We start from the raw sequence: 21348 nt of genomic DNA on the forward strand, positions 1-21348 counted from the left end.
ATTGCCCTGCCGCACCACGCCATGCCTGATTTCCGCAGCGACACCGTCACCCAGCCCACCCCCGCCATGCGCGCGGCCATGCTCGCCGCCCCGCTGGGCGACGACGTTTTCGGCGACGACCCTTCCGTGAACGCGCTGCAGGAACATGCGGCCACCTTGCTGGGGTTCGAGGCCAGCCTGTTCGCGCCCACCGGCACGCAGACCAACCTGATCGCGCTGATGGGCCACTGCCAGCGCGGCGACGAGGCCATCGTCGGCCAGAGCTGGCACACCTACCGCTGGGAAGGCGGCGGCATGGCGGTGCTGGGCTCCATCCAGCCGCAGCCGGTGGAATCGCAAGCCGACGGCACGCTGGCGCTGGCCGACATCGCCGCCGCCATCAAGCCAGACGACCCGCACTTCGCGCGCACCCGGCTGGTGGTGCTGGAAAACACCACCGGCGGGCGCGTGCTGCCCACGCCTTACGTGGCCGACGTGGCGCAGCTGGCGCGATCGCGCGGGCTGGCCATGCACCTGGACGGCGCGCGCCTGTTCAACGCCGCCACTGCCAACGCCGAAGCCAACGGTACCGACGTGTACGACGAGGCACGCACGCTGACGTCGCACTTCGACTCGGTCTCGCTGTGCCTCAGCAAGGGGCTGGGCGCGCCGGTGGGCTCGCTGCTGCTGGGCTCGAAGGACTTCATCGCCCGTGCGCGGCGCACGCGCAAGATTTTGGGCGGCGGCATGCGCCAGGCTGGGCTGCTGGCTGCCGCCGGCCAGCACGCGCTGGAACACCACGTGCGCCGGCTGGCGCAAGACCATGCACTGGCACGCACGTTGGCCGAGGGCTTGGCCGAAGCCGGCCGCAGCCACCCTGTGCTGGCGGGCCGGCTGACGGTGGCATCGGCGAACACCAACATCCTGTTCACCGACCTGCACGCCGACGTGGCCCCCGCCTTTACCGACTGGCTAGCGCGCCACGGCGTGCGCGTGACCAGCGGCCTTTATGCAGGCCAGGCGCGTGTGCGATGGGTGACGCATCTGGATGTCACGGCGCAGGAAGTGGCCGATGCGCTGGACTGCGTGCAGCGCTTCAAAGCGTGACCCAAGGCATTTGCTAGCTTATTGATAGCTAGAAGCGCTTGATGGATAAGCGCTAGAGGCCTTTTTGGCTTAAGAACTGCGAGGGCTTCAAGTCGACGCCGGGTAGTGGCGCCCGCCGAAGATGCCGCTGCCCACGCGCACCATCGTGCTGCCCGCGCGCACGGCGGCTTCCAGGTCGGCCGTCATGCCCAGCGACAGCGTATCCACACGCTCCCAGCCTTGCATTCCGTCGCTGGCGAGGGCAGCGCGCACATCGGCCCACACGCTGCGGGCGCGCTCATGCACGGCGCACTGCGCGGCGAAATCTTCCACCGCATCGGGAATGGCCATCACGCCCCGCAGCGCAAGGCGTGGCAGCCGCGCCACAGCGCGCGCCAGGGCCACGGCCTCTTCGGGCGGCACGCCGGCCTTGGTGGGGCCGCCATCCACGTTCACCTGAATGCAGACCTGCAGGGGCGCAAGATCGGCGGGCCGCTGGTCCGACAGGCGCTCGGCAATCTTCAGCCGGTCCACCGTGTGCACCCAGTCGAAGTGCGCCGCCACCAGCCGCGTCTTGTTGCTTTGCAGCGGGCCGATGCAGTGCCATTGCAGCGCCTGCGGCAGATGCATGGCGGCCACCAAGGCCATCTTCTCGACGGCTTCCTGCACGTAGTTTTCGCCAAAGCACCGCTGCCCGGCCAGCGCGGCATCGCGCACCGCTTCAGGCCCGAAAGTCTTGGAGACGGCCAGCAGCGACACGTCGGCAGCACTGCGCCCGGCCGCCGCGCAAGCCGCGTCAATGCGCGTACGCACTTGTTGGAGGTTGTTACCAATCGTCGTCATAATGTTTGGGCGAGCGTACCAAACCCGCCGCAGACCGCACCCATACGACCGAGGGAACCCCGTGGACATCACCCAGCTGCTCGCCTTCAGCGTGAAGAACAAGGCATCCGACCTGCACCTCTCGGCCGGTTTGCCGCCCATGATCCGCGTGCACGGCGACGTGCGCCGCATCAACGTGGACGCGCTGGACCACAAGACGGTGCACGCCATGGTCTACGACATCATGAGCGACGCCCAGCGCAAGGTGTACGAAGAGTTTCTCGAAATCGACTTCTCGTTCGAAATCGAAGGCCTGGCGCGCTTTCGCGTCAACGCGTTCAACCAGAACCGCGGCGCCGCGGCGGTGTTCCGAACCATCCCGAGCAAGATCCTCACGCTCGAGCAGCTCAACGCGCCCAAGATCTTCGCCGACCTGGCCCTGAAGCCGCGCGGCCTGGTGCTGGTGACGGGCCCCACGGGTTCGGGCAAGTCCACCACGCTGGCGGCCATGGTGAACTACCTGAACGAAAGCGAATACGCGCACATTCTGACGGTGGAAGACCCCATCGAATTCGTGCACGAATCAAAGAAGTGCCTGATCAACCAGCGTGAAGTCGGGCCGATGACGCTGTCGTTCGCGGCCGCGCTCAAATCCGCCCTGCGCGAAGACCCGGACGCGATTCTGGTCGGTGAAATGCGCGACCTGGAAACCATCCGCCTGGCCATGACGGCGGCGGAAACGGGCCATCTGGTCTTTGGCACGCTGCACACGTCCAGCGCCGCCAAGACCATCGACCGGATCATCGACGTGTTTCCGGCCGAAGAAAAAGAAATGGTGCGCGCCATGCTGTCCGAATCGCTGCAGGCCGTGATCTCGCAGACGCTGTGCAAGACCAAGGACGGCGCGGGCCGCGTGGCGGCGCACGAGATCATGCTGGGCACCAGTGCCATCCGCAACCTGATCCGCGAGGCCAAGGTGGCGCAGATGTATTCCACCATCCAGACCAGCAACAGCGTGGGCATGCAGACGCTGGACCAGAACCTCACCGACCTGGTCCGCCGCAACATCATCAGCCCGGCCGAAGCGCGCGGCAAAGCCAAGATTCCGGACAACTTCCCGGGCTGAGATCCCCAGCCGGGCGCCCCCTTACAGACACAGCGGCCAGCCGCACACGGAGCATCCCATGAAAGGCATCCTCGGACTTCTGAAGTCCAAGTCGCGCAGCAAGGGCGCGGAAGAGCACGGCGATTCCGTGTTCTTCACCACGGCTTTCGCCGGACAGGGCGTGGACAGCGCCATGCTGGTGCCGTGGGAGGCCCGCGCGGTCGAGGTCGGCGCCAAGCGCCTGCCCGCCAGCCGGGGCGGCAAGCTGCTGCAGGCGCTGTGGTCGAAAGACAAGTACATGGCGCACCTGGACAAGGACGCCGTCGACCGCATGGAGCGCTTCTTCCAGTTCGCGGCCGTCTCTGCGGCGCGCGACGTGATCCGCCAGGACGAGTACGGCAACTTCATGGTCGTGCTGCTCACGGGCACCATCGCCGTGGACCGCGTGCAGCCCTGGGGCGAGCACCTTCGCCTGGCTGAAACACGGCCGGGCGACATCCTGGGCGAGATGTCGCTGCTGGACAGCGGCATCCGCTTTTCGGCCTGCACCACGCTGACCGACTGCGAGATCGCCGTGCTGAGCGCCGAGGCCATGGACGAGATGATGTCCAAAGACCCGCAACTGGCCGCCAGCCTGGTGGCCCTGCTGGCACGCAAGCTGTCGCAGCGCCTGCGCGTGGTGAGCGCGCGACTGAGCGAGGGCCAGAAATGAGCGCCCCCCGCGTTGAATCCGCCGCCCGGGGAGCCGTCTGATGGAACGCGATCAGGCCAGTAAATTCATCAGCGATCTGCTCAAGCTGATGGTCAGCCGGGGCGGCAGCGACCTGTTCATCACGGCGGAATTTCCGCCCGCGATCAAGGTGGACGGCAAGGTCACCAAGGTGTCGCCGCAGCCGCTGACGCCAGCGCACACGCTGACGCTGGCGCGCTCGGTGATGAGCGACAAGCAGGTGGCGGACTTTGAACGCACCAAGGAATGCAACTTCGCCATCTCGCCTTCTGGCATTGGCCGCTTCCGCGTGAACGCCTTCATTCAGCAAGGGCGCGTGGGCATGGTGATGCGGACGATTCCGCTGCAGCTGCCCACCATCGACGGCCTGGGCGTGCCGCAGGTGTTGAAAGAAGTGGCGATGGCCAAGCGCGGCCTGTGCATTCTGGTGGGCGCCACCGGCTCGGGCAAGTCGACCACGCTGGCGGCCATGGTCGACTGGCGCAATGAAAACTCGTTCGGCCACATCATCACGGTGGAAGACCCGATCGAGTTCGTGCATCCGCACAAGAACTGCGTGGTGACCCAGCGCGAAGTGGGCCTGGACACCGACAGCTGGGAGGCCGCACTCAAGAACACGCTGCGCCAGGCGCCCGACGTGATCTTGATGGGCGAAATCCGGGACCGCGAAACGATGGAACACGCCGTGGCGTTCTCGGAAACCGGCCATCTGTGCCTGGCGACCCTGCACGCCAACAGCGCCAACCAGGCGCTCGACCGCATCATCAACTTCTTCCCCGAAGAACGCCGCGCGCAGCTGCTGATGGACCTGTCGCTCAACCTGCGCGGCATGATCTCGCAGCGCCTGATCCCCAAGCAGGACGGCAAGGGCCGCGCTGCCGCCGTCGAGGTGATGCTGAACACGCCGCTGATCGCCGACATGATCTTCAAGGGCGAGGTCGTCGAGATCAAGGAGATCATGAAGAAGAGCCGCAACCTCGGCATGCAGACCTTCGATCAATCGCTGTTCGACCTGTTCGAGGCCAACGTCATCACCTACGAAGACGCGCTGCGCAATGCTGACTCGCTCAACGATCTGCGCCTGCAGATCAAGCTGGGCAGCCAGCGGGCCAAATCGGGCGACCTGGCATCGGGCACCGAACATTTCGCGATCGTTTAAGCACACGCCTCGGCGTTCAACGCGAACCGACCGATTTACCATCGCGTCTTCGCCGTCCGCCGCCACCCTGCCAGCCCGCGATTCGCGGGCTGCTTTTTTTCCAGGAGACCTTTCGCCATGCCAAGCACGAATCCTCGCAGCTACGAATCCGCACCATCCCGGAAGGTCGCCTTCCTGGGCCTGGGCGTCATGGGCTACCCCATGGCCGGTCATCTGGCGCTGGCGGGCCATGAGGTCACGGTGTACAACCGCACCGCTACCAAATCAATAGCGTGGAGCGCTGAATTTGCAAGCGCTGGAGCCGTAAAACATGCCCAAACGCCGCGTGATGCGGCACAGGGCGCAGACATCGTCTTTTGCTGCGTGGGCAATGACGACGACCTGCGCTCGGTGGTGCTGGGTGCCGACGGCGCCTTCGCCGGCATGCAGCCGGGCGCCATCTTCGTGGACCACACCACCGCGTCCGCCGAAGTGGCGCGCGAGCTGTACGGAGCAGCACGCACCCTGGGCCTGCAGTTCATCGACGCGCCCGTATCAGGTGGCCAGGCCGGGGCGCAGAACGGCCAGCTGACGGTGATGTGCGGCGGTGACGCGGCAGCCTTCGATGCGGTGCGGCCCACGGCGCTGGCCTTTTCTCGCGCCTTCACCCGCATCGGCGACAGCGGCTCGGGCCAGTTGGCCAAGATGGTCAATCAGATCTGCATCGCGGGCCTGGTGCAAGGCCTGTCGGAGGCCGTGGCCTTCGGCCAGCATGCCGGGCTCGACATGCCGCTGGTGCTCGACGTGATCGGCAAGGGCGCCGCGCAGAGCTGGCAAATGGACAACCGCGGCAAGACGATGGTGGAAGGCCGCTTCGACTTCGGCTTCGCAGTCGACTGGATGCGCAAGGATCTGGGCCTGGTGTTGGACGAAGCGCACCGCAATGGCGCCCGCCTGCCCGTCACGGCGCTGGTGGACCAGTTCTACGCCGACGTGCAGCAGTCCGGCGGCGCGCGCTGGGACACGTCCAGTTTGATCACCCGGCTGGGTGTGAAGAAAAAGGCCTGAGCGTCAGGCGCACGCTGCGCCTGGCTTCCATCCAGCGGGTGCTCAGCGCACGGGTTGGGTGACGACACCGGAAGCCGGTGCGGGCTGCGTGGCCGGCAATGGTGCCAGAGGCGCAGCCTGCACGCCCATGGGGGCTGCGGCAGGCGGTGGGTAGCTGGCAGCGGCCGGGTCTTGCACCACGGGGGCCGGCTGATGCTGCGCCTTGACCGGCGCGCGCGCCAGCTCTTCTTCCGACACGATCTCGAACACCCGCACCACCTTGCGCACGCCGTTCACGCCCCGGGCGATGTCGGTCGCGCGGGTGGCCTCGCGTTGGCTGACGCGGCCCAGCAGGTAGACGACCTCGCGTTCGGTCACCACCTTGAAGGTGTTGGCGACCAGGTCTTTGGCGTCCACCAGGCTGGCGCGTACCTTGCCCGTGATGAAGGTGTCGTTGGAGCGCTGCGTCAGCGATGACGCTGCCATCACGCCTACCTCGTTGACCACGGAACGCACGTTCTCGACCCCCAGCGCGATCTGTTCGACCCGCTGCTTGTCTTCAGCGCGTGTGGCCTCGCCGGTCAGCAGCACCTGCCGGTTGAAGCTGGTCACGTTGACGTGCACCCGGTCGCCCAGCGTGTCGCGGATGCGGTTGGTGGCGCGCAGCTCGATGCCCTCGTCTTCCACCTGCGTGCCGGCGGTGCGGCGATCGGTAGCCACCATGGCGCCCATCACGGCACCGCCACCGATCAGGATCGGGGCGCAGGCCGACAGGCCCGCCGTCAGCGCCGCGGCGGCACACAGAACGCACATCGTGCGGGACAACTGAAACTTCATAGCGGTATCTCCTGTTCACCAAGTAACTGGGCGTCCACCCCGTCGCACAGGCAGTGCAGCACCAGGGCATGGACTTCGCGCACCCGCGCAGCGCGGTCGTGCGGCACGGCGATCTGCACGTCGGTCTCACGCAGCAGCGCGGCCAGCGCGCCACCGGTGCGGCCGCACAGCGCCACCACCGTCATGTCGCGCTCGTGTGCTGCCTGCACGGCCTGCAGTACCGGTGCATCGTTGCCAGTGACCGACAAAGCGACCAGCACGTCACCAGCCTGGCCGAGCGCTCGCACCTGTCGCGCCAACGCCGACGCATCGTGGTCATCCGATCCGCCGCCCATCCAGGCGCTCCCGGGCATGAGCGCGACGGCGGCCAGTTCCGGGCGCTCCCTTTCGAATCCGCCTACGCACAGCGCGGCGAAGAGTTGGGCATCTGCTGCAGACGGGCCGCTGCCACAGGCCAGCACCTTGGCGCCGCTGGTCACGCAGGCCAGGATGGCTTGAATGGCGGAGCCGATGGGGTGGCTGAGGGCTTGCGCCGCCTGGTATTTCAGGTCGGCGCTGTCGATGAAGTGCTGTTGGATGCGTTGCTCTAGCATGGGGCGTGGATGATACCCAAGGGTGTTATGGATTTTGTAGCAAAGGGTACCGGCGTGGCGGGGTTGTTCGGGCCTAGGTGGGGTCTATCCTGCATCGAAGGCACCGCGCAGCCACTCGATCTCGGCGGCGCTCGGGCCTTCCACCAGCACCGCGTCGAAGCGACAGGCTGGCGGTGCCGGCCAACGCAGAAGATAGTGCCGCGCGGCCAGCACGATGCGCTGCTGCTTCACTTGGCCGATGCTGCCGCCCGCGCCCCCGAAGGCGCGGCTGGCCCGGCTGCGCACCTCGACGAAGACCAGCGTGCCGTCGCGGTCGCGCATGACGAGGTCGATTTCACCGCCACCCCGGCCAGGCGTCCGATAATTGCGCTCCATCAAAGTCAGCCGTGCGGCCAGCAGATGCGCCAGCGCACGATCTTCCGCCGCATTGCCGCGCTCGCGCGTCGTGCGCTTTGCTGCTGTCGCTGGCGCAGTCGCCGTCACGGCCTTGTCATCTCTGCCCCAGCCGAAGTTCTTTCCAAGGAATCCCATTGAGCGCCTCTTTCGCTTCAGCCCTGAGTGCCGCGCGCGATGCGGCGGCTAGCCAGCATTATCCGCAGGGCACGCTGTATGTGGTCGCCACGCCCATCGGCAATCTGGCCGACATCACACTGCGGGCCTTGCACGTGCTGCAGATGGCCGACACCATCGCCTGTGAAGACACGCGCCACACGCAGTCACTGCTGCGCGCCTACGGCATCGACAAGGGCGGCGCCCAACTGCTGGCCGTGCACCAACACAACGAAACCGAAGCCGCCGAGGGCGTAGTGGAGCGCCTGCGCCAGGGCCAGCGCGTGGCCTACGTCAGCGATGCCGGCACGCCGGGCGTGAGCGACCCTGGCGCGCGCCTGGCCCACGCGGTGGCCAGCGCCGGTTTGCGTTGCCTGCCGCTGCCTGGCGCCAGCAGCGTGACTACTGCGCTGAGCGCCGCAGGCGCCGTGGCGCACGGCCCGGGTGCCGGAGGATTTTTGTTTGCGGGCTTCTTGCCGCCCCGTGGCGCCGAGCGCACTACGGCTGTGCAGCAACTGGCTGTGGAGACCCGCTGCGTCGTGCTGCTGGAGGCTCCGCACCGCATCGAAGAACTGGCCAGCGCATTGGCAGTGTTGGGCGAACGGCCGGTCACGCTGGCCCGTGAGCTCACCAAGCAGTTCGAAGAAATCACCACCCACCCCGCCCGCGCGCTGACCGAGTGGCTGAACGGCAATCCGCAGCGCGCACGTGGAGAATTTGTCGTGTTGCTGCACCCGCTGCCGGCGGCGGCAAAGGACGATGACGCCGAAGGCCGCCGGGTGCTGCTACTGCTATTGGCGGAGCTGCCACTCAAAACGGCAGTCAAACTGGCCGCAGACATCACCGGCCGGCCGCGCAATGCGCTGTACGACCTGGCGTTGCAACTGCGCCGGGAGGTCGAGAGCAACGAAGACGAAGACGACGCTACCGCCACACATCAGGGCGAATGAGCACTACTTCGAGCCATTTTGGCCTCTAGCGCTCTCCAATCAAGCGTCAGTAGCTATTATTTTAATAGCATCATATCCGGCATCAGCTTTGGCTGTACGCCAGCCCAGACGCTACACCGCCGAACAGATCACCTTCCACCTGGGGAATGCCAGGAAACGCTTCGGTCAGCACGTCGCGCAAGGGGCGCAGGGCAGACGAGCCACCGGTGAGGTAGATCGCGCCGATGTCCTGCTGACGCAGCCCGGCCGTCGCCACGCACGCCGCAGCGCACGCAGCCACCTGTCGCAAGGCGGCGTCCAGATGGAGCGCCAGATCTTCGGGTCGCACTTCGGCGGTCAGTGTGGATTCCAGCCAGTCCAGCTCGATGGGCGCAGGCGCATTGAAGCGCGAGGCGTCGATCTTGGCCAGCTCGACCGCATTCGCCAGCCGATGCCCCCATCGCTCGTTCAACACCGTCATCAGGCGGTCGTGCAACCGGGTATCGGCATAGTCGGAGCGCAACTGCTGAGCTTCGCGCACCGACTTCTGCGCGTACTGCCACTGAATCAGGTGCCAGGTGGCAAGGTCGAAGAACACCCGGCTCGGCACTTCTCGACCCTGCGGCCCGATGTGGCGGAAACCCATGTGCCCCATCACCTGTTCCAGATTGAGCCGGCGGTCGAAATCGGTACCACCGATGTGGACACCCGTTGTTGCCAGCACATCGCGGCTGCGATCCGGCAGACCTCCACGGCTCGGCCCCAGGCGAACCACCGTGAAATCCGACGTTCCACCGCCAATGTCCACGACCAGCACGAGAGCGTCGTGCGTCATACGCTGCTCGTAATCGAGGGCAGCGGCGATGGGCTCCAGCTGAAAGGAGATGTTGGAGAAGCCCGCATCGGCTGCGGCCTGGCGCAATGCGTTTTCGGCGAGTCGATCGCGCGCCGGATCGTCATCGACGAAATGCACTGGCCGGCCGAGGACCACGCGTTCGGGCATGGCGCCATCCAGCGCGCCGCGCACCTGCACCGCGATGTGGCGCATGAAGATCGAGATGATGTCCTGGTAGCTGACAAGCGCATCGTGCACAGACGTCTTGTCTTGCAACAGCGTGCTGCCCAGCAGACTCTTGAGCGAGCGCATCAGCCGCCCTTCTACCCCTTCCAGATACTGGAGCACCGCGTCGCGGCCGTAGTGGGTCTTGTGATCTTCCGTGTTGAAAAAGAGTGCCGTGGGCATGATTGCCGCACCGTTGCCATCCAACGGAATCAGACGGGAACCCGCGCTGCCCTTGGTCAGCAAGGAGGCTGCTGAGTTCGAGGTGCCGAAATCGATGCCAAGGGTAGAGCCGGAAAGAATCGCCATGGAACAGAGAAATGAAAGGGAGTTCAGCGAAAAGCGCAGGCCACTGAATCAAACGATGGAGTGGAAGGCTGCGTACAGCATGGGAAACCTCGGCCGGTGTGCCATCAGGAGAGCAAAGCCCTATGACTTGCCCCGCCATCGCTTGCTCGCAGGTTCGCAGGTTCGCAGGTTCGCAGGTTCGCAGGTTCGCGTTTACAACGTTACCCGCAACCAAAGAGATGCCAAACGCTTGGCGAAGCGGCGACACAACGCTTTACTCGACAAAAACAAAAACGCCCACTATTGAGTGGGCGTTTTGTTACAGCATTTGCGTGCCGAGATTGGTTGCGCGAGAAGGATTTGAACCTCCGACCTTTGGGTTATGAGCCCAACGAGCTACCAGACTGCTCCATCGCGCGGTAAGAGTGAATTATAGCTTACTTTGCAGCTTCTGCGGAGGAATCTGCATTCTGTTCTGCAGCACGCTCCACCAGCTCGACAAAAGCCATGGGTGCGTTATCGCCCACGCGGAAACCCATCTTCAGAATACGGGTGTAGCCACCTGGACGTGCCTTGAAGCGCGGACCCAGATCGTTGAACAGCTTCGTGACGCTATCGCGATCACGCAGGCGGTTGAAAGCGAGGCGACGATTAGCCAAGGTGTCTTCCTTGGCCAGGGTGATCATGGGCTCGATCACACGGCGCAGTTCCTTGGCCTTGGGCACAGTGGTCTTGATGGCCTCATGCTCGATAAGCGAGTTCATCATGTTCTGCAGCATCGCCAGGCGGTGCGAAGAAGTGCGGTTGAGTTTGCGAAGGCCGTGTCCGTGACGCATGGTGCTTTTCCTTATCTGTAATTAAAACGGGCAGCCGTATCAGGTACTGCCCGGTGCACTGGCTCTATAAAGAGAGCCCAAAATTATAACTTAACGCTTGTCCAAGCCCGCAGGAGGCCAGTTTTCCAGTTTCATGCCCAGCGTCAAGCCGCGCGAAGCCAAAACTTCCTTGATCTCGTTGAGCGACTTGCGACCCAGGTTGGGGGTCTTGAGCAACTCGTTCTCGGTACGCTGGATCAGATCGCCGATGTAGTAAATGTTCTCGGCCTTCAGGCAGTTGGCAGAACGCACTGTCAGTTCCAGCTCGTCCACTGGACGCAGCAGGATCGGGTCGAACGTGGCATTGCCGCGAGGACCGGCTGGCGCATCAAACGCCGCCAACTCGCCGCCTTCCAGTTGCGCAAACACTGCCAGCTGCTCGACCAAGATCTTGGCAGAAGCACGCACTGCATCTTCAGCAGTGATGGCACCATTGGTCTCGATCTCGACAACCAGCTTGTCCAGGTCGGTACGCTGTTCAACGCGGGCGCTCTCTACCGTGTAGCTGACACGCTTCACTGGCGAGAAAGATGCATCCAGCACGATGCGACCAATCGACTTGGTCGACTCGTCAGCATAACGGCGCAGGTTGCCCGGCACGTAGCCACGGCCTTTTTCCACCTTGATCTGCATGTCGAGCTTGCCACCAGCAGACAGATGAGCAATCACATGGTCTGGGTTGACGATCTCGACATCGTGAGGCGTCTGGATATCACGCGCGGTGACAACGCCTTCGCCGTCTTTGCGCAAGCTCAAAGTTACTTCGTCGCGGTTGTGGAGTTTGAACACCACGCCCTTGAGGTTCAGAAGAATGTTGACCACGTCTTCTTGAACGCCGTCGATCGAAGAGTACTCATGCAGAACGCCTGCAATCGTGACTTCCGTTGCTGCGTAACCCACCATGGACGAGAGCAAAACACGGCGGATAGCGTTACCCAACGTGTGGCCGTAGCCCCGCTCGAACGGTTCCAGTGCAACTTTGGCGCGATTATGGCCAAGCTGCTCGACATTGATTGCCTTGGGCTTCAGCAAATTGGTTTGCATGCAGACTTCCTCTCAATACCCCCAGCTCGTTACACCGGTAAGGCTGTGAAGCGCCTAAACCGCGATGCCTCGCGGTTTAGGAACGAATTTCTCGAAAACGGGGATCAGTGCGAATTAACGCGAGTACAACTCAACGATCAGCGATTCGTTGATGTCAGCACCGAATTCATCACGATCAGGCACCTTCTTGAAGGTACCTTCTGCTTTGTCGGCATTGACTTCGACCCAGGCGGGCATACCGACTTGTTGGGCCAACTGCAGGGCCTCAACGATGCGGTTCTGCTTCTTGGACTTTTCACGCACGGCCACAATGTCACCGGTCTTCACCAGGTAAGACGCAATGTTGACCGACTGGCCATTCACGGTGATCGCCTTGTGCGACACCAGTTGGCGAGCTTCAGCACGCGTGGAGCCGAAGCCCATGCGGTACACGACGTTATCCAGGCGGGATTCCAGCAGGAACAGCAAGTTGGCGCCGGTGTTGCCCTTGCGGCGGTCAGCCATTTCGAAGTAACGGCGGAATTGCTTTTCCAGCACGCCGTACATGCGCTTGACCTTCTGCTTTTCACGCAATTGCAGACCATAGTCAGACGTACGGGCACCTGAGGTGCGACCGTGCTGGCCTGGCTTGGAATCGAACTTCGACTTGTCCGCGATGGAGCGACGTGCGCTCTTCAAGAACAGATCGGTGCCTTCACGGCGGGAGAGTTTGGCCTTGGGGCCGAGGTAACGTGCCACTTGAGCTTCCTTGTGTCATCTTCCGCAAAAGGATTGCGGGAGCCACCGCTGCGCAAGGCAAGCGGTGGCGGTGGGCTTCAGAGAAAAATCAGATACGGCGGCGCTTTTGAGGACGGCAGCCATTGTGGGGAACCGGGGTCACGTCAGAGATGGACGTGATGCGGATACCCAACGCACCGAGGGCGCGCACTGACGATTCACGACCAGGGCCTGGGCCCTTGATCTCAACGTCAAGATTCTTGATGCCTTGTTCAATCGCTGCGCGACCGGCCACTTCCGAAGCGACCTGGGCTGCGAAGGGCGTCGACTTGCGCGAGCCCTTGAAGCCTTGGCCACCGGACGAAGCCCAAGACAATGCATTGCCCTGGCGATCGGTGATCGTGATGATGGTGTTATTGAAGGAGGCATGCACGTGGGCGATGCCATCCGACACGTTCTTGCGAACCTTCTTGCGGACACGCTGTGCCGCGTTATTGGCAGGGGACTTAGCCATAGTGATCTCTCAATCTCTTTACTTCTTGAGTGCCGCTGCGCCCTTGCGCGGACCCTTACGGGTGCGGGCATTGGTACGCGTGCGCTGGCCGCGCATGGGCAGACCACGACGGTGGCGGAACCCGCGATAGCAGCCGATGTCCATCAGACGCTTGATGTTCATCGTCGTTTCGCGACGCAAGTCGCCTTCGATGGTGAACTGAGCGATCTGATCGCGAATTTTTTCCAGGTCGCCATCCGTCAGATCTTTGATCTTCTTGGAATAAGCGATGTCGCATGCTTCGCAAATCTTGCGAGCACGGGTGCGACCAATGCCAAAAATAGCGGTCAAGCCGATTTCAGCATGCTGATGCGGCGGAATGTTGATGCCAGCGATACGTGCCATGTGCGTCCTCTAATACTTTCCAGTCAACCTTGGCGCTGCTTGTGACGCAGATCCGTGCAGATCACGCGCACCACACCCTTGCGGCGGATGATCTTGCAGTTGCGGCAGATTTTCTTGACCGAAGCCGAAACTCTCATTTCATTCTCCTAAAACTTGCCATTCGTCCCGGCCACAGCGCGGAACACAAAATTTGCGCCCACGATGATCGGAGGCATCAATAACTGTAACCTGCTCAGGCGAACCCGCGACTATAGCGTAGTTCTCTGAAACACCCCAGACTTACGTCCCGGGCGTCGCTTTGAAGTTCGCCTTTTTGAGAAGCGATTCATACTGCTGCGACATCATGTAGTTTTGAACCTGGGCCATGAAGTCCATGGTTACTACCACAATGATCAGAAGCGACGTGCCACCGAAATAAAACGGAACGTTGTATTTCAGGATCAGGAACTCTGGCAACAGGCAAACGAACGTGATGTACACGGCGCCAGCCAGCGTCAGACGCACCAGAATTTTGTCGATATAGCGCGCGGTTTGCTCACCTGGACGAATCCCGGGGATGAACGCTCCGCTCTTCTTCAGGTTGTCGGCGGTTTCGCGGCTGTTGAACACCAGCGCCGTATAGAAGAAGCAGAAGAATACGATGGCTGCAGCGTAGAACATCACGTACACCGGTTGCCCGGGTGTCAATGCGCTCGATATATCACGCAACCAACGCATCGACTCGCCTGCGCTGAACCAGTTCACCACCGTTGCCGGCAACAGAATGATCGACGACGCAAAGATCGGTGGGATCACGCCAGCCATGTTCAGCTTCAGTGGCAGGTGCGACGATTGACCGCCATACACCTTGTTACCCACCTGTCGCCGCGCATAGTTCACAAGGATCTTGCGCTGCCCACGCTCTACGAACACCACGAAGTACGTTACCAGGCCGACCACGATTACGATGAAGATGGCAGCCAGAATGCTCATTGCACCTGTCCGCACCAACTCCAGCAAGCCACCTATCGAGCTTGGCAGACCTGCCGCAATACCTGCGAAGATCAAGATCGAAATCCCGTTGCCCAACCCGCGCTCAGTAATTTGCTCGCCCAGCCACATCAGGAACATCGTTCCTGCTGTCAGACTGACCACGGCCGTGAGACGAAATCCGAATCCTGGCGTCAACACCAAACCAGCAGAGCTTTCCAGCGCGACGGCAATGCCCAGCGATTGAAAGATCGCCAGACCCAGCGTGCCGTAGCGCGTGTACTGCGTAATCTTCCGACGACCGGCTTCGCCTTCCTTCTTCAACTGCTCGAATGTCGGTATGACGTACGTCATCAGCTGCATGATGATCGATGCCGAGATGTACGGCATGATCCCCAGTGCAAACACCGTGAAGCGAGACAACGCCCCGCCAGAGAACATGTTGAACAGGTTCAGGATGCCGCCTTGCTGGCCACTGAACAGCTGCTGCAGCTGCGCTGGATCGATGCCTGGCACGGGGATGTGTGCCCCGATGCGATACACGACCAACGCGAGCAGCAGAAAAACCAGCCGGCGACGCAAATCGCCGAACTTACCGGTTTTCGCAATTTGAGCTGCGTTAGTAGCCACGGATGCCTTCCTTCAGATCCGAATCAGGCGACGCTGCCGCCAGCGGCTTCGATGGCCGTCTTGGCAGCGGCGGTTGCGCCAATGCCTGACAGCTTTACAGCCTTGCTCAGCGAACCCGTGTTGATCACTTTCACCACCTTGGCGCGTTGACCCACCAGACCAGCACTCTTGAGTGCCAGCAAGTCGATGTCAGCGAGTGCCAAGTTGTCCAGCGCGGTCAACGTCACTTCTGCATTGAATTTCAGCAGATGCGACTTGAAACCCCGCTTGGGCAGACGGCGTTGCAGAGGCATTTGACCGCCTTCAAAGCCTACCTTGTGGTAGCCACCCGATCGCGACTTCTGACCTTTGTGACCGCGACCTGCGGTTTTGCCCAGGCCGGAGCCAATACCGCGGCCGACACGGCGCTTGGCATGTTTCGCTCCGTCTGCGGGCTTGATGCTATTGAGTTCCATCATCAACCTCTCAGAGGACCTTGACCAGATAGCTGATCTTGTTAATCATGCCGCGCACTTCAGGGCTGTCCTGCAGTTCGCTGATGCTGTTCAGCTTGCGCAGGCCCAGACCGCGTACGGTGGCACGGTGCGACTCTTTGGTGCCGATAGGGCTGCGCACCAGTTGAATCTTGACGGTTTGTTGCGTAGTCATTTGCTCAGCTCCGTTCAGGCGAAGATGTCTTCGACCGACTTGCCGCGCTTGGCCGCCACGTTCGAAGGAGTCGTGGAGTGAATAAGTGCGTCGAAGGTGGCGCGAACCATGTTATATGGGTTCGAGGAACCATGGCTCTTAGCCACGATGTCGGTGATGCCCACAACTTCGAAAACAGCGCGCATGGGACCACCAGCAATGATGCCAGTACCCTTGGGGGCTGGATGAAGTTCCACAAACGCTGCGCCGTGGTGACCCTTCACCGAGTGGTGAATGGTGCCGCTCTTGAGGGCAACCTTCACCAAGTTGCGACGGCATTCTTCCATCGCCTTTTGCACAGCAGCGGGCACTTCTTTCGACTTACCCTTGCCCATGCCTACACGGCCATCACCATCGCCAACCACCGTCAGTGCAGCGAAGCCGAGAATACGGCCGCCCTTCACGACTTTGGTGACGCGGTTCACCGCGATCATTTTTTCGCGCAGACCGTCGTCCTGGCCTTCGCTTTGCACTTTGGGTTGAAATTTAGCCATTTTGTATTTCGCTCCGCTTAGAACTGCAGGCCGGCTTCACGTGCTGCGTCGGCCAAAGCCTTGACGCGGCCGTGATAGGCAAAACCCGCACGATCGAATGCAACCTTCTCGATGCCGGCAGCCTTTGCCTTTTCAGCGATGCGCTTGCCGATGGCCTGGGCCGCGGCAGCATTGCCACCCTTGCCCGAACCACCCAGCTCTTTGCGCACGTCGGCTTCGGCCGTGGATGCACTGGCCAGCACCTTGCTGCCGTCGCCGGAGATCACACTGGCGTAGATATGGAGGTTCGTACGGTTCACCGTCAAACGCGCCACGCCTTGCTGTGCAATGCGGATACGGGTCTGGCGGGCACGACGAAGACGCTGCTCTTTCTTGGTCAACATGTTGCAGCTCCTTATTTCTTCTTGGTCTCTTTGATCGTGATCTTTTCGTCCGAATAACGGATCCCCTTGCCCTTGTAGGGCTCGGGTGGACGAACAGCACGAATCTCAGCAGCCAATTGGCCGACGCGTTGGCGGTCGGCACCCTTGATCACGATTTCAGTCGGGGTCGGGGTGGCAACGGTGATGCCTTCTGGCATTTCGAAGTTCACGGGGTGCGAGTAGCCCACGTTCAGGTTCAACTTGGCGCCAGAGGCAGCCGCCTTGTAACCCACACCGATCAGGTTGAGCTTCTTCTCGAAGCCCTTGCTCACGCCCAGCACCATGTTGTTCACCAACTGGCGTATGGTGCCGCTCATGGCATTGGCTTCGCGAGACTCATTGGCAGGCTCGAAGCCGAGCTTGCCATCGTTGTTGGACACTTTGACCAAAGCGTTCTGGGTGAGCGACAGCGTGCCGCCGGTCCCCTTCACGCTAATTTGATCGCCCTTGATGGACACATCCACGCCAGCGGGGATGGTCACCGGCATTTTTCCTACGCGGGACATTTCAGTTTCTCCTCAATGCCACGGTTAAGCGACGTAGCAAAGTACTTCGCCGCCGACACCGACAGCGCGCGCCTTGCGATCAGTCATCACGCCCTGCGGGGTCGTGACGATGGCAACGCCCAGGCCGTTCATGACCTGAGGGATGGAGTCGCGACCTTTGTATACGCGCAGGCCAGGACGGCTCACACGCTCGATGCGCTCGATCACCGGGCGACCGGCGTAATACTTCAGTGCGATTTCGAGTTCGGACTTGCCAGCTTCGGTCTTAACCTGAAAGCCGTCGATATAACCCTCGTCCTTCAGCACTTGTGCGATGGCAATCTTCACTTTGGAAGAAGGCACCAACACGGTGGCCTTGGAGACCATCTGCGCGTTACGGATGCGGGTCAGCAAGTCAGCGATGGGATCACTCATGCTCATGTTGTATCTCTCCTGCCTGCTTACCAGCTGGCCTTGGTGACACCAGGGATGTCGCCGGCAAAAGCCAGTTCACGGATCTTCGCGCGAGCCAGACCGAACTGGCGGAACGTGCCACGTGGACGGCCGGTGATTTCGCAACGGTTGCGTTGGCGCGTGGGATTCGCGTTACGGGGAAGCTTCTGCAGACCCAGACGGGCTGCATCACGCTCTTCGTCGCTACGCTTGGCATCGCCAGCGATAGCCTTCAGCTCCGTGTACTTGGCAGCGTACTTGGCGGCCAGTTTTTCGCGCTTCAGTTCGCGCTGGATCAAAGCTACTTTAGCCATACGCCGCCTCAGTTCTTGAAGGGAAAACGGAAGCCAGCGAGAAGCGCCTTGGCTTCTTCGTCGGTCTTGGCCGTCGTGGTGATGCTGATATTGAGACCGCGCAAGGCATCTACCTTGTCGTACTCAATTTCAGGGAAAATGATCTGCTCTTTGACGCCGATGTTGTAGTTGCCACGGCCATCAAAGGCGCGACCAGAAATACCACGGAAGTCACGCACGCGGGGCAGAGCCACCGTCACGAAACGATCCAGGAATTCATACATCTGAACGCCACGCAGCGTGACCATGCAGCCGATAGCCTGGCCTTCGCGGATCTTGAAACCAGCGATAGCCTTCTTGGCCTTGGTGACCACGGGCTTCTGGCCGGCGATCTTGGTCAAGTCAGCCACGGCGTTATCCATGACCTTCTTGTCGGAGACAGCTTCGCTCACGCCCATGTTCAGCGTGATCTTCGTCAGACGAGGAACTTCCATCGTCGACGTGTAACCGAACTGCTTGACCAGTTCAGGGGCGATCTTGTCGCGATATTGTTGTTGCAGTCGTGCCATGTTGACTCCTTACGCCGCCTTGATTTCAGCGCCGCTGGACTTGAACACGCGAACGCGCGAACCATCCGCCTGCACCTTGATGCCAACGCGATCGCCCTTGCCGGTCGCCGCATTGAAAATGGCCACATTGGACTGGTGGATAGGCATGGACTTCTCCACGATGCCGCCAGTGGAACCCTTCATGGGGTTTGGCTTGACATGCTTCTTGACCACATTAATGCCATCGATGACCACGTGGGAGTCATCCTTGCGCAGCGACACAGTGCCACGCTTGCCCTTGTCGCGCCCGGTGAGCACGACCACTTCATCGCCCTTGCGAATCTTGTTCATCGCGAGTCCTTAGAGAACTTCAGGAGCCAGGGACACGATCTTCATGAACTTCTCGGTACGCAGTTCACGCGTCACGGGCCCGAAGATGCGGGTGCCGATGGGCTCCAGCTTTGCATTCAGCAACACAGCTGCGTTGCCATCGAATTTGACGAGCGAGCCGTCGCCGCGGCGAATGCCCTTCGCCGTGCGCACCACCACCGCGCTATAGACCTCGCCTTTTTTGACGCGGCCGCGGGGAGCAGCTTCTTTCACGCTCACCTTGATGATGTCGCCCACGCTGGCGTAGCGACGCTTCGAGCCACCCAGCACCTTGATGCACAGGACGGACTTCGCGCCGGTGTTATCGGCGACGTCTAACCGAGTTTCTGTCTGGATCATTTTCAATATTCCCAACTTGCACCAGCGAAATGACAGCCCCAGAGAACTTCTCAAGGGCTGAAATCAGCCAGTCAGTCTTGGGCCCGTCGTCCATACCGCAAACCATTTGCAGCACTTCCGTCTGGGCAGAAACTTCACGTGATAAACGCGAAGCCCTCGATTCTGGCAAACCCTGCGCGCTGCGTCAAGCGGTTTGTTAGACGGGGACGTTCGCGTACTGTTGCGCCAGCGTCAAAAACGCCTCCAACTGGGGATCTGTGCCCAGTTCTTCGCGCAAAAGCGCTGCGACTGCGGGCGCCAGGGTGGCAGCAAGACGCGCGTCAAGAAACAGCAGCCGTGAGCGCCGGGCCAGCACATCTTCCACCGTGCGTGCATATTCATGGCGGGCGGCAAACCGCACCATGGCTTCGGTGAGCCCAGGCGCCAGTTCGATATCGCTCCCCGGCAACGCGGCTACCGCGGCCGCTTCGGTGCCGTAGAAGTGCAGCCCCTGCGCGTCGCAGAGACGATGGCGAACCGCATCGGTGGGCGCGCCAACGACCGGCATATCGCCGGTCTTCGACGCAGGGCCCGCGCGCAGCAAGCCCTCGGCGACGCATTTCTGCAACACGTCTTCAGCCATGGCGCGATAAGTCGTCCACTTGCCACCCGTCACGGTGACCAGGCCACTGCGCCCCACCGCCACCGTATGCTCCCGGCTGATGGCCTTGGTGTTGCCGTCATCGTCCTGCGGCTTCACCAAAGGACGCAGCCCTACCCAGATGCTGCGCACGTCGCTGACTTTCGGCGCACGGCTTAGGTAGCGCGCGGACTCGCCCAATATGAAAGCCACCTCTTCGCGCATTGCCAGCGGCTCGCGCACCAGGTCCTGGCGCGGGCTGTCGGTGGTGCCGAGGATCAGCTTGCCCAGCCATGGCACGGCAAACAGCACCCGACCGTCGGCGGTCTTGGGCACCATCAGGGCGTGATCGGAAGGAAGGAAATCGCGGTCCACGACGATGTGCACGCCCTGGCTGGGCGCCACCATCGGGCGGACCGGATGGCCGGTGGCCTCGCCGTCTTGCTGGCGCAGGCTGTCCACCCAGACACCCGTCGCGTTGACCACGCAGCGCGCCTTGATCTCGAAGCGGCGCCCGCTCTCTGCATCTTCACAGACCAGACCGGTTACTTTGCCGGCCTCATGGATGAGTTCACGTGCCGGGCAATAGTTGACCAGCAAGGCGCCCTTGATCGCCGCCGTACGCGCCAATGCCAGTGCCAGGCGCGCGTCGTCGAACTGGCCGTCCCAATATTTGACGCCGCCCTTGAGCCCTTGGGCCAAGGCCGTGGGCAGGCAGCGCAGCGCCTCGGCGCGCCCCAGAAACTCGGTCGAACCCAGGCCGGCCTTGCCTGCCAGGGCGTCGTACATCTTCAGGCCGACGCCATAGAAAGGCGTCTCCCACAGCTTGTAGGAAGGCATGACGAAAGCCAGCGGCTGCGCCAAATGCGGGGCGTTGTGCAACAGCGTGGTTCGCTCGTGCAGCGCCTCGCGCACCAGGGCGATGTTGCCCTGTGCCAGATATCGAACGCCGCCATGCACCAGTTTGGTGGCGCGCGACGACGTTCCTTTTGCAAAATCGTGTGACTCCACCAGCACCACGCGATAGCCGCGCGCCGCCGCATCCAGTGCCACCCCCAGCCCCGTGGCACCGCCGCCGATGACCGCCAGGTCATAGGCGACTGGCTCGGCCAGTCGGGTCAGCAAGTCAGCACGGAGGGTCGGCAGGGGAGCGGAAGCAGTGGTCATGTGTCGAATTGTCATCTGTTCGGCGGGCGTCTTTAGGGGTAAACCCTCAAATCCTGACGCACCTCCAGGATTTTGCGATTTCAGACCGGCGGCTTGCCACCTGCTGGCAAGGCGAGGGTGCCAGCACGCACACCCGCCCTGCCTGGGTCATCGCA

The 21348-nt window shown here is 62.1% G+C and carries 30 protein-coding genes and 1 tRNA gene; 7 read left to right on the forward strand and 24 right to left on the reverse strand.

Features of this window, described 5'->3' with window-relative positions; all coding sequences use genetic code 11:
- Positions 1-21: 21 nt before the first annotated feature.
- Positions 22-1086: a low-specificity L-threonine aldolase gene (gene ltaE / locus RQI28_RS08625; protein WP_311222971.1), complete on the forward strand. Its 1065-nt coding sequence runs from the start codon at positions 22-24 to the stop codon at positions 1084-1086.
- A gap of 87 nt (positions 1087-1173) precedes the next feature.
- Here the strand turns inward: ltaE and RQI28_RS08630 are convergent, their stop codons facing one another.
- Positions 1174-1908, reverse strand: coding sequence for a YggS family pyridoxal phosphate-dependent enzyme (locus RQI28_RS08630; protein ID WP_311222970.1), 735 nt, complete (start codon positions 1906-1908; stop codon positions 1174-1176).
- Between the two features lie 61 nt (positions 1909-1969).
- On the opposite strand from RQI28_RS08630, the gene RQI28_RS08635 reads away from it, so the two are divergent.
- The 4 genes from RQI28_RS08635 to RQI28_RS08650 all read left to right on the forward strand — a co-directional run bounded on the left by RQI28_RS08635 (position 1970) and on the right by RQI28_RS08650 (position 5928).
- Entirely contained in the window at positions 1970-3013 is a 1044-nt protein-coding gene (locus RQI28_RS08635) for a type IV pilus twitching motility protein PilT (RefSeq protein WP_311222969.1), read from the forward strand.
- A 58-nt stretch (positions 3014-3071) separates the two neighbouring features.
- Positions 3072-3704, forward strand: a complete 633-nt coding sequence (locus RQI28_RS08640; protein WP_311222968.1) for a cyclic nucleotide-binding domain-containing protein — start codon at positions 3072-3074, stop codon at positions 3702-3704.
- Positions 3705-3744: 40 nt separating this feature from the next.
- Positions 3745-4881, forward strand: a complete 1137-nt coding sequence (locus RQI28_RS08645) for a PilT/PilU family type 4a pilus ATPase (RefSeq protein ID WP_311222967.1) — start codon at positions 3745-3747, stop codon at positions 4879-4881.
- Positions 4882-4998: 117 nt separating this feature from the next.
- Positions 4999-5928 (forward strand): NAD(P)-dependent oxidoreductase, encoded by a 930-nt coding sequence (locus RQI28_RS08650; protein ID WP_311222966.1) that lies wholly within the window; start codon positions 4999-5001, stop codon positions 5926-5928.
- 42 nt (positions 5929-5970) lie between these two features.
- On the opposite strand, the gene RQI28_RS08655 is transcribed toward RQI28_RS08650, so the two are convergent.
- The 3 genes from RQI28_RS08655 to RQI28_RS08665 all read right to left on the reverse strand — a co-directional run bounded on the left by RQI28_RS08655 (position 5971) and on the right by RQI28_RS08665 (position 7868).
- Positions 5971-6744 (reverse strand): BON domain-containing protein, encoded by a 774-nt coding sequence (locus RQI28_RS08655; RefSeq protein ID WP_311222965.1) that lies wholly within the window; start codon positions 6742-6744, stop codon positions 5971-5973.
- The gene (locus RQI28_RS08660; RefSeq protein WP_311222964.1) at positions 6741-7337 is read right to left on the reverse strand and encodes an SIS domain-containing protein; all 597 of its coding nucleotides are present in this window, start codon (positions 7335-7337) and stop codon (positions 6741-6743) included. Before RQI28_RS08660 ends, RQI28_RS08655 begins: the two co-directional genes overlap by 4 nt.
- Positions 7338-7421: 84 nt before the next feature.
- On the reverse strand, positions 7422-7868 hold the full coding sequence (locus tag RQI28_RS08665; protein ID WP_311222963.1) for a YraN family protein: 447 nt from the start codon (positions 7866-7868) through the stop codon (positions 7422-7424).
- On the opposite strand from RQI28_RS08665, the gene rsmI reads away from it, so the two are divergent.
- Complete coding sequence (rsmI, locus tag RQI28_RS08670) at positions 7868-8836, forward strand: 16S rRNA (cytidine(1402)-2'-O)-methyltransferase (RefSeq protein ID WP_311222962.1); 969 nt, start codon at positions 7868-7870, stop codon at positions 8834-8836. The genes RQI28_RS08665 and rsmI overlap by 1 nt on opposite strands.
- 82 nt (positions 8837-8918) lie before the next feature.
- On the opposite strand, the gene RQI28_RS08675 is transcribed toward rsmI, so the two are convergent.
- On the reverse strand, positions 8919-10184 hold the full coding sequence (locus RQI28_RS08675; RefSeq protein WP_311222961.1) for an Hsp70 family protein: 1266 nt from the start codon (positions 10182-10184) through the stop codon (positions 8919-8921).
- Here RQI28_RS08675 and RQI28_RS08680 point away from each other — a divergent pair.
- Positions 10183-10470 carry a hypothetical protein gene (locus RQI28_RS08680; protein WP_311230888.1) on the forward strand — a complete coding sequence of 96 codons (288 nt, stop codon included), beginning with the start codon at positions 10183-10185 and terminating at the stop codon, positions 10468-10470. The two genes, RQI28_RS08675 and RQI28_RS08680, sit on opposite strands and share 2 nt — an antisense overlap.
- A 35-nt stretch (positions 10471-10505) precedes the next feature.
- Here RQI28_RS08680 and RQI28_RS08685 read toward each other — a convergent pair.
- The 19 genes from RQI28_RS08685 to RQI28_RS08775 form a co-directional block, all read right to left on the reverse strand.
- Positions 10506-10582: transfer RNA gene (locus RQI28_RS08685), tRNA-Met, on the reverse strand.
- Positions 10583-10600: 18 nt separating this feature from the next.
- The gene (gene rplQ / locus RQI28_RS08690; protein WP_311222960.1) at positions 10601-10999 is read right to left on the reverse strand and encodes a 50S ribosomal protein L17; all 399 of its coding nucleotides are present in this window, start codon (positions 10997-10999) and stop codon (positions 10601-10603) included.
- 90 nt (positions 11000-11089) lie between these two features.
- Positions 11090-12082, reverse strand: coding sequence for a DNA-directed RNA polymerase subunit alpha (locus tag RQI28_RS08695; protein WP_311222959.1), 993 nt, complete (start codon positions 12080-12082; stop codon positions 11090-11092).
- 114 nt (positions 12083-12196) lie between these two features.
- Positions 12197-12820, reverse strand: coding sequence for a 30S ribosomal protein S4 (gene rpsD, locus RQI28_RS08700; protein ID WP_311222958.1), 624 nt, complete (start codon positions 12818-12820; stop codon positions 12197-12199).
- Between the two features lie 88 nt (positions 12821-12908).
- Positions 12909-13313, reverse strand: coding sequence for a 30S ribosomal protein S11 (gene rpsK, locus RQI28_RS08705; RefSeq protein ID WP_011793799.1), 405 nt, complete (start codon positions 13311-13313; stop codon positions 12909-12911).
- An 18-nt stretch (positions 13314-13331) separates the two neighbouring features.
- Positions 13332-13697 (reverse strand): 30S ribosomal protein S13, encoded by a 366-nt coding sequence (gene rpsM, locus RQI28_RS08710; protein ID WP_056670935.1) that lies wholly within the window; start codon positions 13695-13697, stop codon positions 13332-13334.
- Positions 13698-13720: 23 nt separating this feature from the next.
- A complete protein-coding gene (gene rpmJ, locus RQI28_RS08715; protein WP_005793651.1) occupies positions 13721-13834 on the reverse strand; it encodes a 50S ribosomal protein L36 in 114 nt (37 codons plus the stop codon).
- 142 nt (positions 13835-13976) lie between these two features.
- The gene (secY, locus tag RQI28_RS08720) at positions 13977-15296 is read right to left on the reverse strand and encodes a preprotein translocase subunit SecY (protein ID WP_311222957.1); all 1320 of its coding nucleotides are present in this window, start codon (positions 15294-15296) and stop codon (positions 13977-13979) included.
- A 23-nt stretch (positions 15297-15319) separates the two neighbouring features.
- Complete coding sequence (gene rplO, locus RQI28_RS08725) at positions 15320-15751, reverse strand: 50S ribosomal protein L15 (protein ID WP_311223119.1); 432 nt, start codon at positions 15749-15751, stop codon at positions 15320-15322.
- Positions 15752-15761: 10 nt separating this feature from the next.
- On the reverse strand, positions 15762-15944 hold the full coding sequence (gene rpmD, locus RQI28_RS08730; protein WP_056670941.1) for a 50S ribosomal protein L30: 183 nt from the start codon (positions 15942-15944) through the stop codon (positions 15762-15764).
- Positions 15945-15958: 14 nt separating this feature from the next.
- Positions 15959-16477, reverse strand: a complete 519-nt coding sequence (gene rpsE / locus RQI28_RS08735) for a 30S ribosomal protein S5 (protein ID WP_311222956.1) — start codon at positions 16475-16477, stop codon at positions 15959-15961.
- A 17-nt stretch (positions 16478-16494) separates the two neighbouring features.
- Positions 16495-16860: a 50S ribosomal protein L18 gene (gene rplR / locus RQI28_RS08740; protein ID WP_311222955.1), complete on the reverse strand. Its 366-nt coding sequence runs from the start codon at positions 16858-16860 to the stop codon at positions 16495-16497.
- A gap of 11 nt (positions 16861-16871) precedes the next feature.
- On the reverse strand, positions 16872-17405 hold the full coding sequence (gene rplF / locus RQI28_RS08745) for a 50S ribosomal protein L6 (RefSeq protein WP_311222954.1): 534 nt from the start codon (positions 17403-17405) through the stop codon (positions 16872-16874).
- Positions 17406-17429: 24 nt separating this feature from the next.
- Positions 17430-17825 carry a 30S ribosomal protein S8 gene (gene rpsH / locus RQI28_RS08750; protein ID WP_311222953.1) on the reverse strand — a complete coding sequence of 132 codons (396 nt, stop codon included), beginning with the start codon at positions 17823-17825 and terminating at the stop codon, positions 17430-17432.
- Between the two features lie 20 nt (positions 17826-17845).
- Positions 17846-18151, reverse strand: a complete 306-nt coding sequence (gene rpsN / locus RQI28_RS08755) for a 30S ribosomal protein S14 (protein WP_056670956.1) — start codon at positions 18149-18151, stop codon at positions 17846-17848.
- Between the two features lie 8 nt (positions 18152-18159).
- Positions 18160-18699 carry a 50S ribosomal protein L5 gene (gene rplE, locus RQI28_RS08760; RefSeq protein WP_056670959.1) on the reverse strand — a complete coding sequence of 180 codons (540 nt, stop codon included), beginning with the start codon at positions 18697-18699 and terminating at the stop codon, positions 18160-18162.
- A gap of 9 nt (positions 18700-18708) precedes the next feature.
- Positions 18709-19029: a 50S ribosomal protein L24 gene (rplX, locus tag RQI28_RS08765; RefSeq protein WP_311222952.1), complete on the reverse strand. Its 321-nt coding sequence runs from the start codon at positions 19027-19029 to the stop codon at positions 18709-18711.
- Positions 19030-19038: 9 nt separating this feature from the next.
- Positions 19039-19407, reverse strand: coding sequence for a 50S ribosomal protein L14 (gene rplN / locus RQI28_RS08770; RefSeq protein WP_056670966.1), 369 nt, complete (start codon positions 19405-19407; stop codon positions 19039-19041).
- A 196-nt stretch (positions 19408-19603) separates the two neighbouring features.
- Complete coding sequence (locus RQI28_RS08775) at positions 19604-21193, reverse strand: glycerol-3-phosphate dehydrogenase/oxidase (RefSeq protein ID WP_311222951.1); 1590 nt, start codon at positions 21191-21193, stop codon at positions 19604-19606.
- Positions 21194-21348: the final 155 nt, after the last annotated feature.

This window comes from Acidovorax sp. WCS2018Noco2-16, assembly GCF_031843945.1.
In the GTDB taxonomy this organism is placed as follows: Bacteria; Pseudomonadota; Gammaproteobacteria; order Burkholderiales; family Burkholderiaceae_C; genus Paracidovorax.

Bases quoted from the DNA above. Each gene is read 5' to 3' on its own strand.
- ltaE (WP_311222971.1), top strand. From the start codon at position 22: ATGCCTGATTTCCGCAGCGACACCGTCACCCAGCCCACCCCCGCCATG.
- RQI28_RS08630 (WP_311222970.1), bottom strand. From the start codon at position 1,908: ATGACGACGATTGGTAACAACCTCCAACAAGTGCGTACGCGCATTGAC.
- RQI28_RS08640 (WP_311222968.1), top strand. From the start codon at position 3,072: ATGAAAGGCATCCTCGGACTTCTGAAGTCCAAGTCGCGCAGCAAGGGC.
- RQI28_RS08645 (WP_311222967.1), top strand. From the start codon at position 3,745: ATGGAACGCGATCAGGCCAGTAAATTCATCAGCGATCTGCTCAAGCTG.
- RQI28_RS08650 (WP_311222966.1), top strand. From the start codon at position 4,999: ATGCCAAGCACGAATCCTCGCAGCTACGAATCCGCACCATCCCGGAAG.
- RQI28_RS08655 (WP_311222965.1), bottom strand. From the start codon at position 6,744: ATGAAGTTTCAGTTGTCCCGCACGATGTGCGTTCTGTGTGCCGCCGCG.
- RQI28_RS08660 (WP_311222964.1), bottom strand. From the start codon at position 7,337: ATGCTAGAGCAACGCATCCAACAGCACTTCATCGACAGCGCCGACCTG.
- RQI28_RS08665 (WP_311222963.1), bottom strand. From the start codon at position 7,868: ATGGGATTCCTTGGAAAGAACTTCGGCTGGGGCAGAGATGACAAGGCC.
- RQI28_RS08680 (WP_311230888.1), top strand. From the start codon at position 10,183: ATGGAACAGAGAAATGAAAGGGAGTTCAGCGAAAAGCGCAGGCCACTG.
- RQI28_RS08675 (WP_311222961.1), bottom strand. From the start codon at position 10,184: ATGGCGATTCTTTCCGGCTCTACCCTTGGCATCGATTTCGGCACCTCG.
- rplQ (WP_311222960.1), bottom strand. From the start codon at position 10,999: ATGCGTCACGGACACGGCCTTCGCAAACTCAACCGCACTTCTTCGCAC.
- RQI28_RS08695 (WP_311222959.1), bottom strand. From the start codon at position 12,082: ATGCAAACCAATTTGCTGAAGCCCAAGGCAATCAATGTCGAGCAGCTT.
- rpsK (WP_011793799.1), bottom strand. From the start codon at position 13,313: ATGGCTAAGTCCCCTGCCAATAACGCGGCACAGCGTGTCCGCAAGAAG.
- rpsM (WP_056670935.1), bottom strand. From the start codon at position 13,697: ATGGCACGTATCGCTGGCATCAACATTCCGCCGCATCAGCATGCTGAA.
- rpmJ (WP_005793651.1), bottom strand. From the start codon at position 13,834: ATGAGAGTTTCGGCTTCGGTCAAGAAAATCTGCCGCAACTGCAAGATC.
- rplO (WP_311223119.1), bottom strand. From the start codon at position 15,751: ATGGAACTCAATAGCATCAAGCCCGCAGACGGAGCGAAACATGCCAAG.
- rpmD (WP_056670941.1), bottom strand. From the start codon at position 15,944: ATGACTACGCAACAAACCGTCAAGATTCAACTGGTGCGCAGCCCTATC.
- rpsE (WP_311222956.1), bottom strand. From the start codon at position 16,477: ATGGCTAAATTTCAACCCAAAGTGCAAAGCGAAGGCCAGGACGACGGT.
- rplR (WP_311222955.1), bottom strand. From the start codon at position 16,860: ATGTTGACCAAGAAAGAGCAGCGTCTTCGTCGTGCCCGCCAGACCCGT.
- rplF (WP_311222954.1), bottom strand. From the start codon at position 17,405: ATGTCCCGCGTAGGAAAAATGCCGGTGACCATCCCCGCTGGCGTGGAT.
- rpsH (WP_311222953.1), bottom strand. From the start codon at position 17,825: ATGAGCATGAGTGATCCCATCGCTGACTTGCTGACCCGCATCCGTAAC.
- rpsN (WP_056670956.1), bottom strand. From the start codon at position 18,151: ATGGCTAAAGTAGCTTTGATCCAGCGCGAACTGAAGCGCGAAAAACTG.
- rplE (WP_056670959.1), bottom strand. From the start codon at position 18,699: ATGGCACGACTGCAACAACAATATCGCGACAAGATCGCCCCTGAACTG.
- rplX (WP_311222952.1), bottom strand. From the start codon at position 19,029: ATGAACAAGATTCGCAAGGGCGATGAAGTGGTCGTGCTCACCGGGCGC.
- rplN (WP_056670966.1), bottom strand. From the start codon at position 19,407: ATGATCCAGACAGAAACTCGGTTAGACGTCGCCGATAACACCGGCGCG.
- RQI28_RS08775 (WP_311222951.1), bottom strand. From the start codon at position 21,193: ATGACCACTGCTTCCGCTCCCCTGCCGACCCTCCGTGCTGACTTGCTG.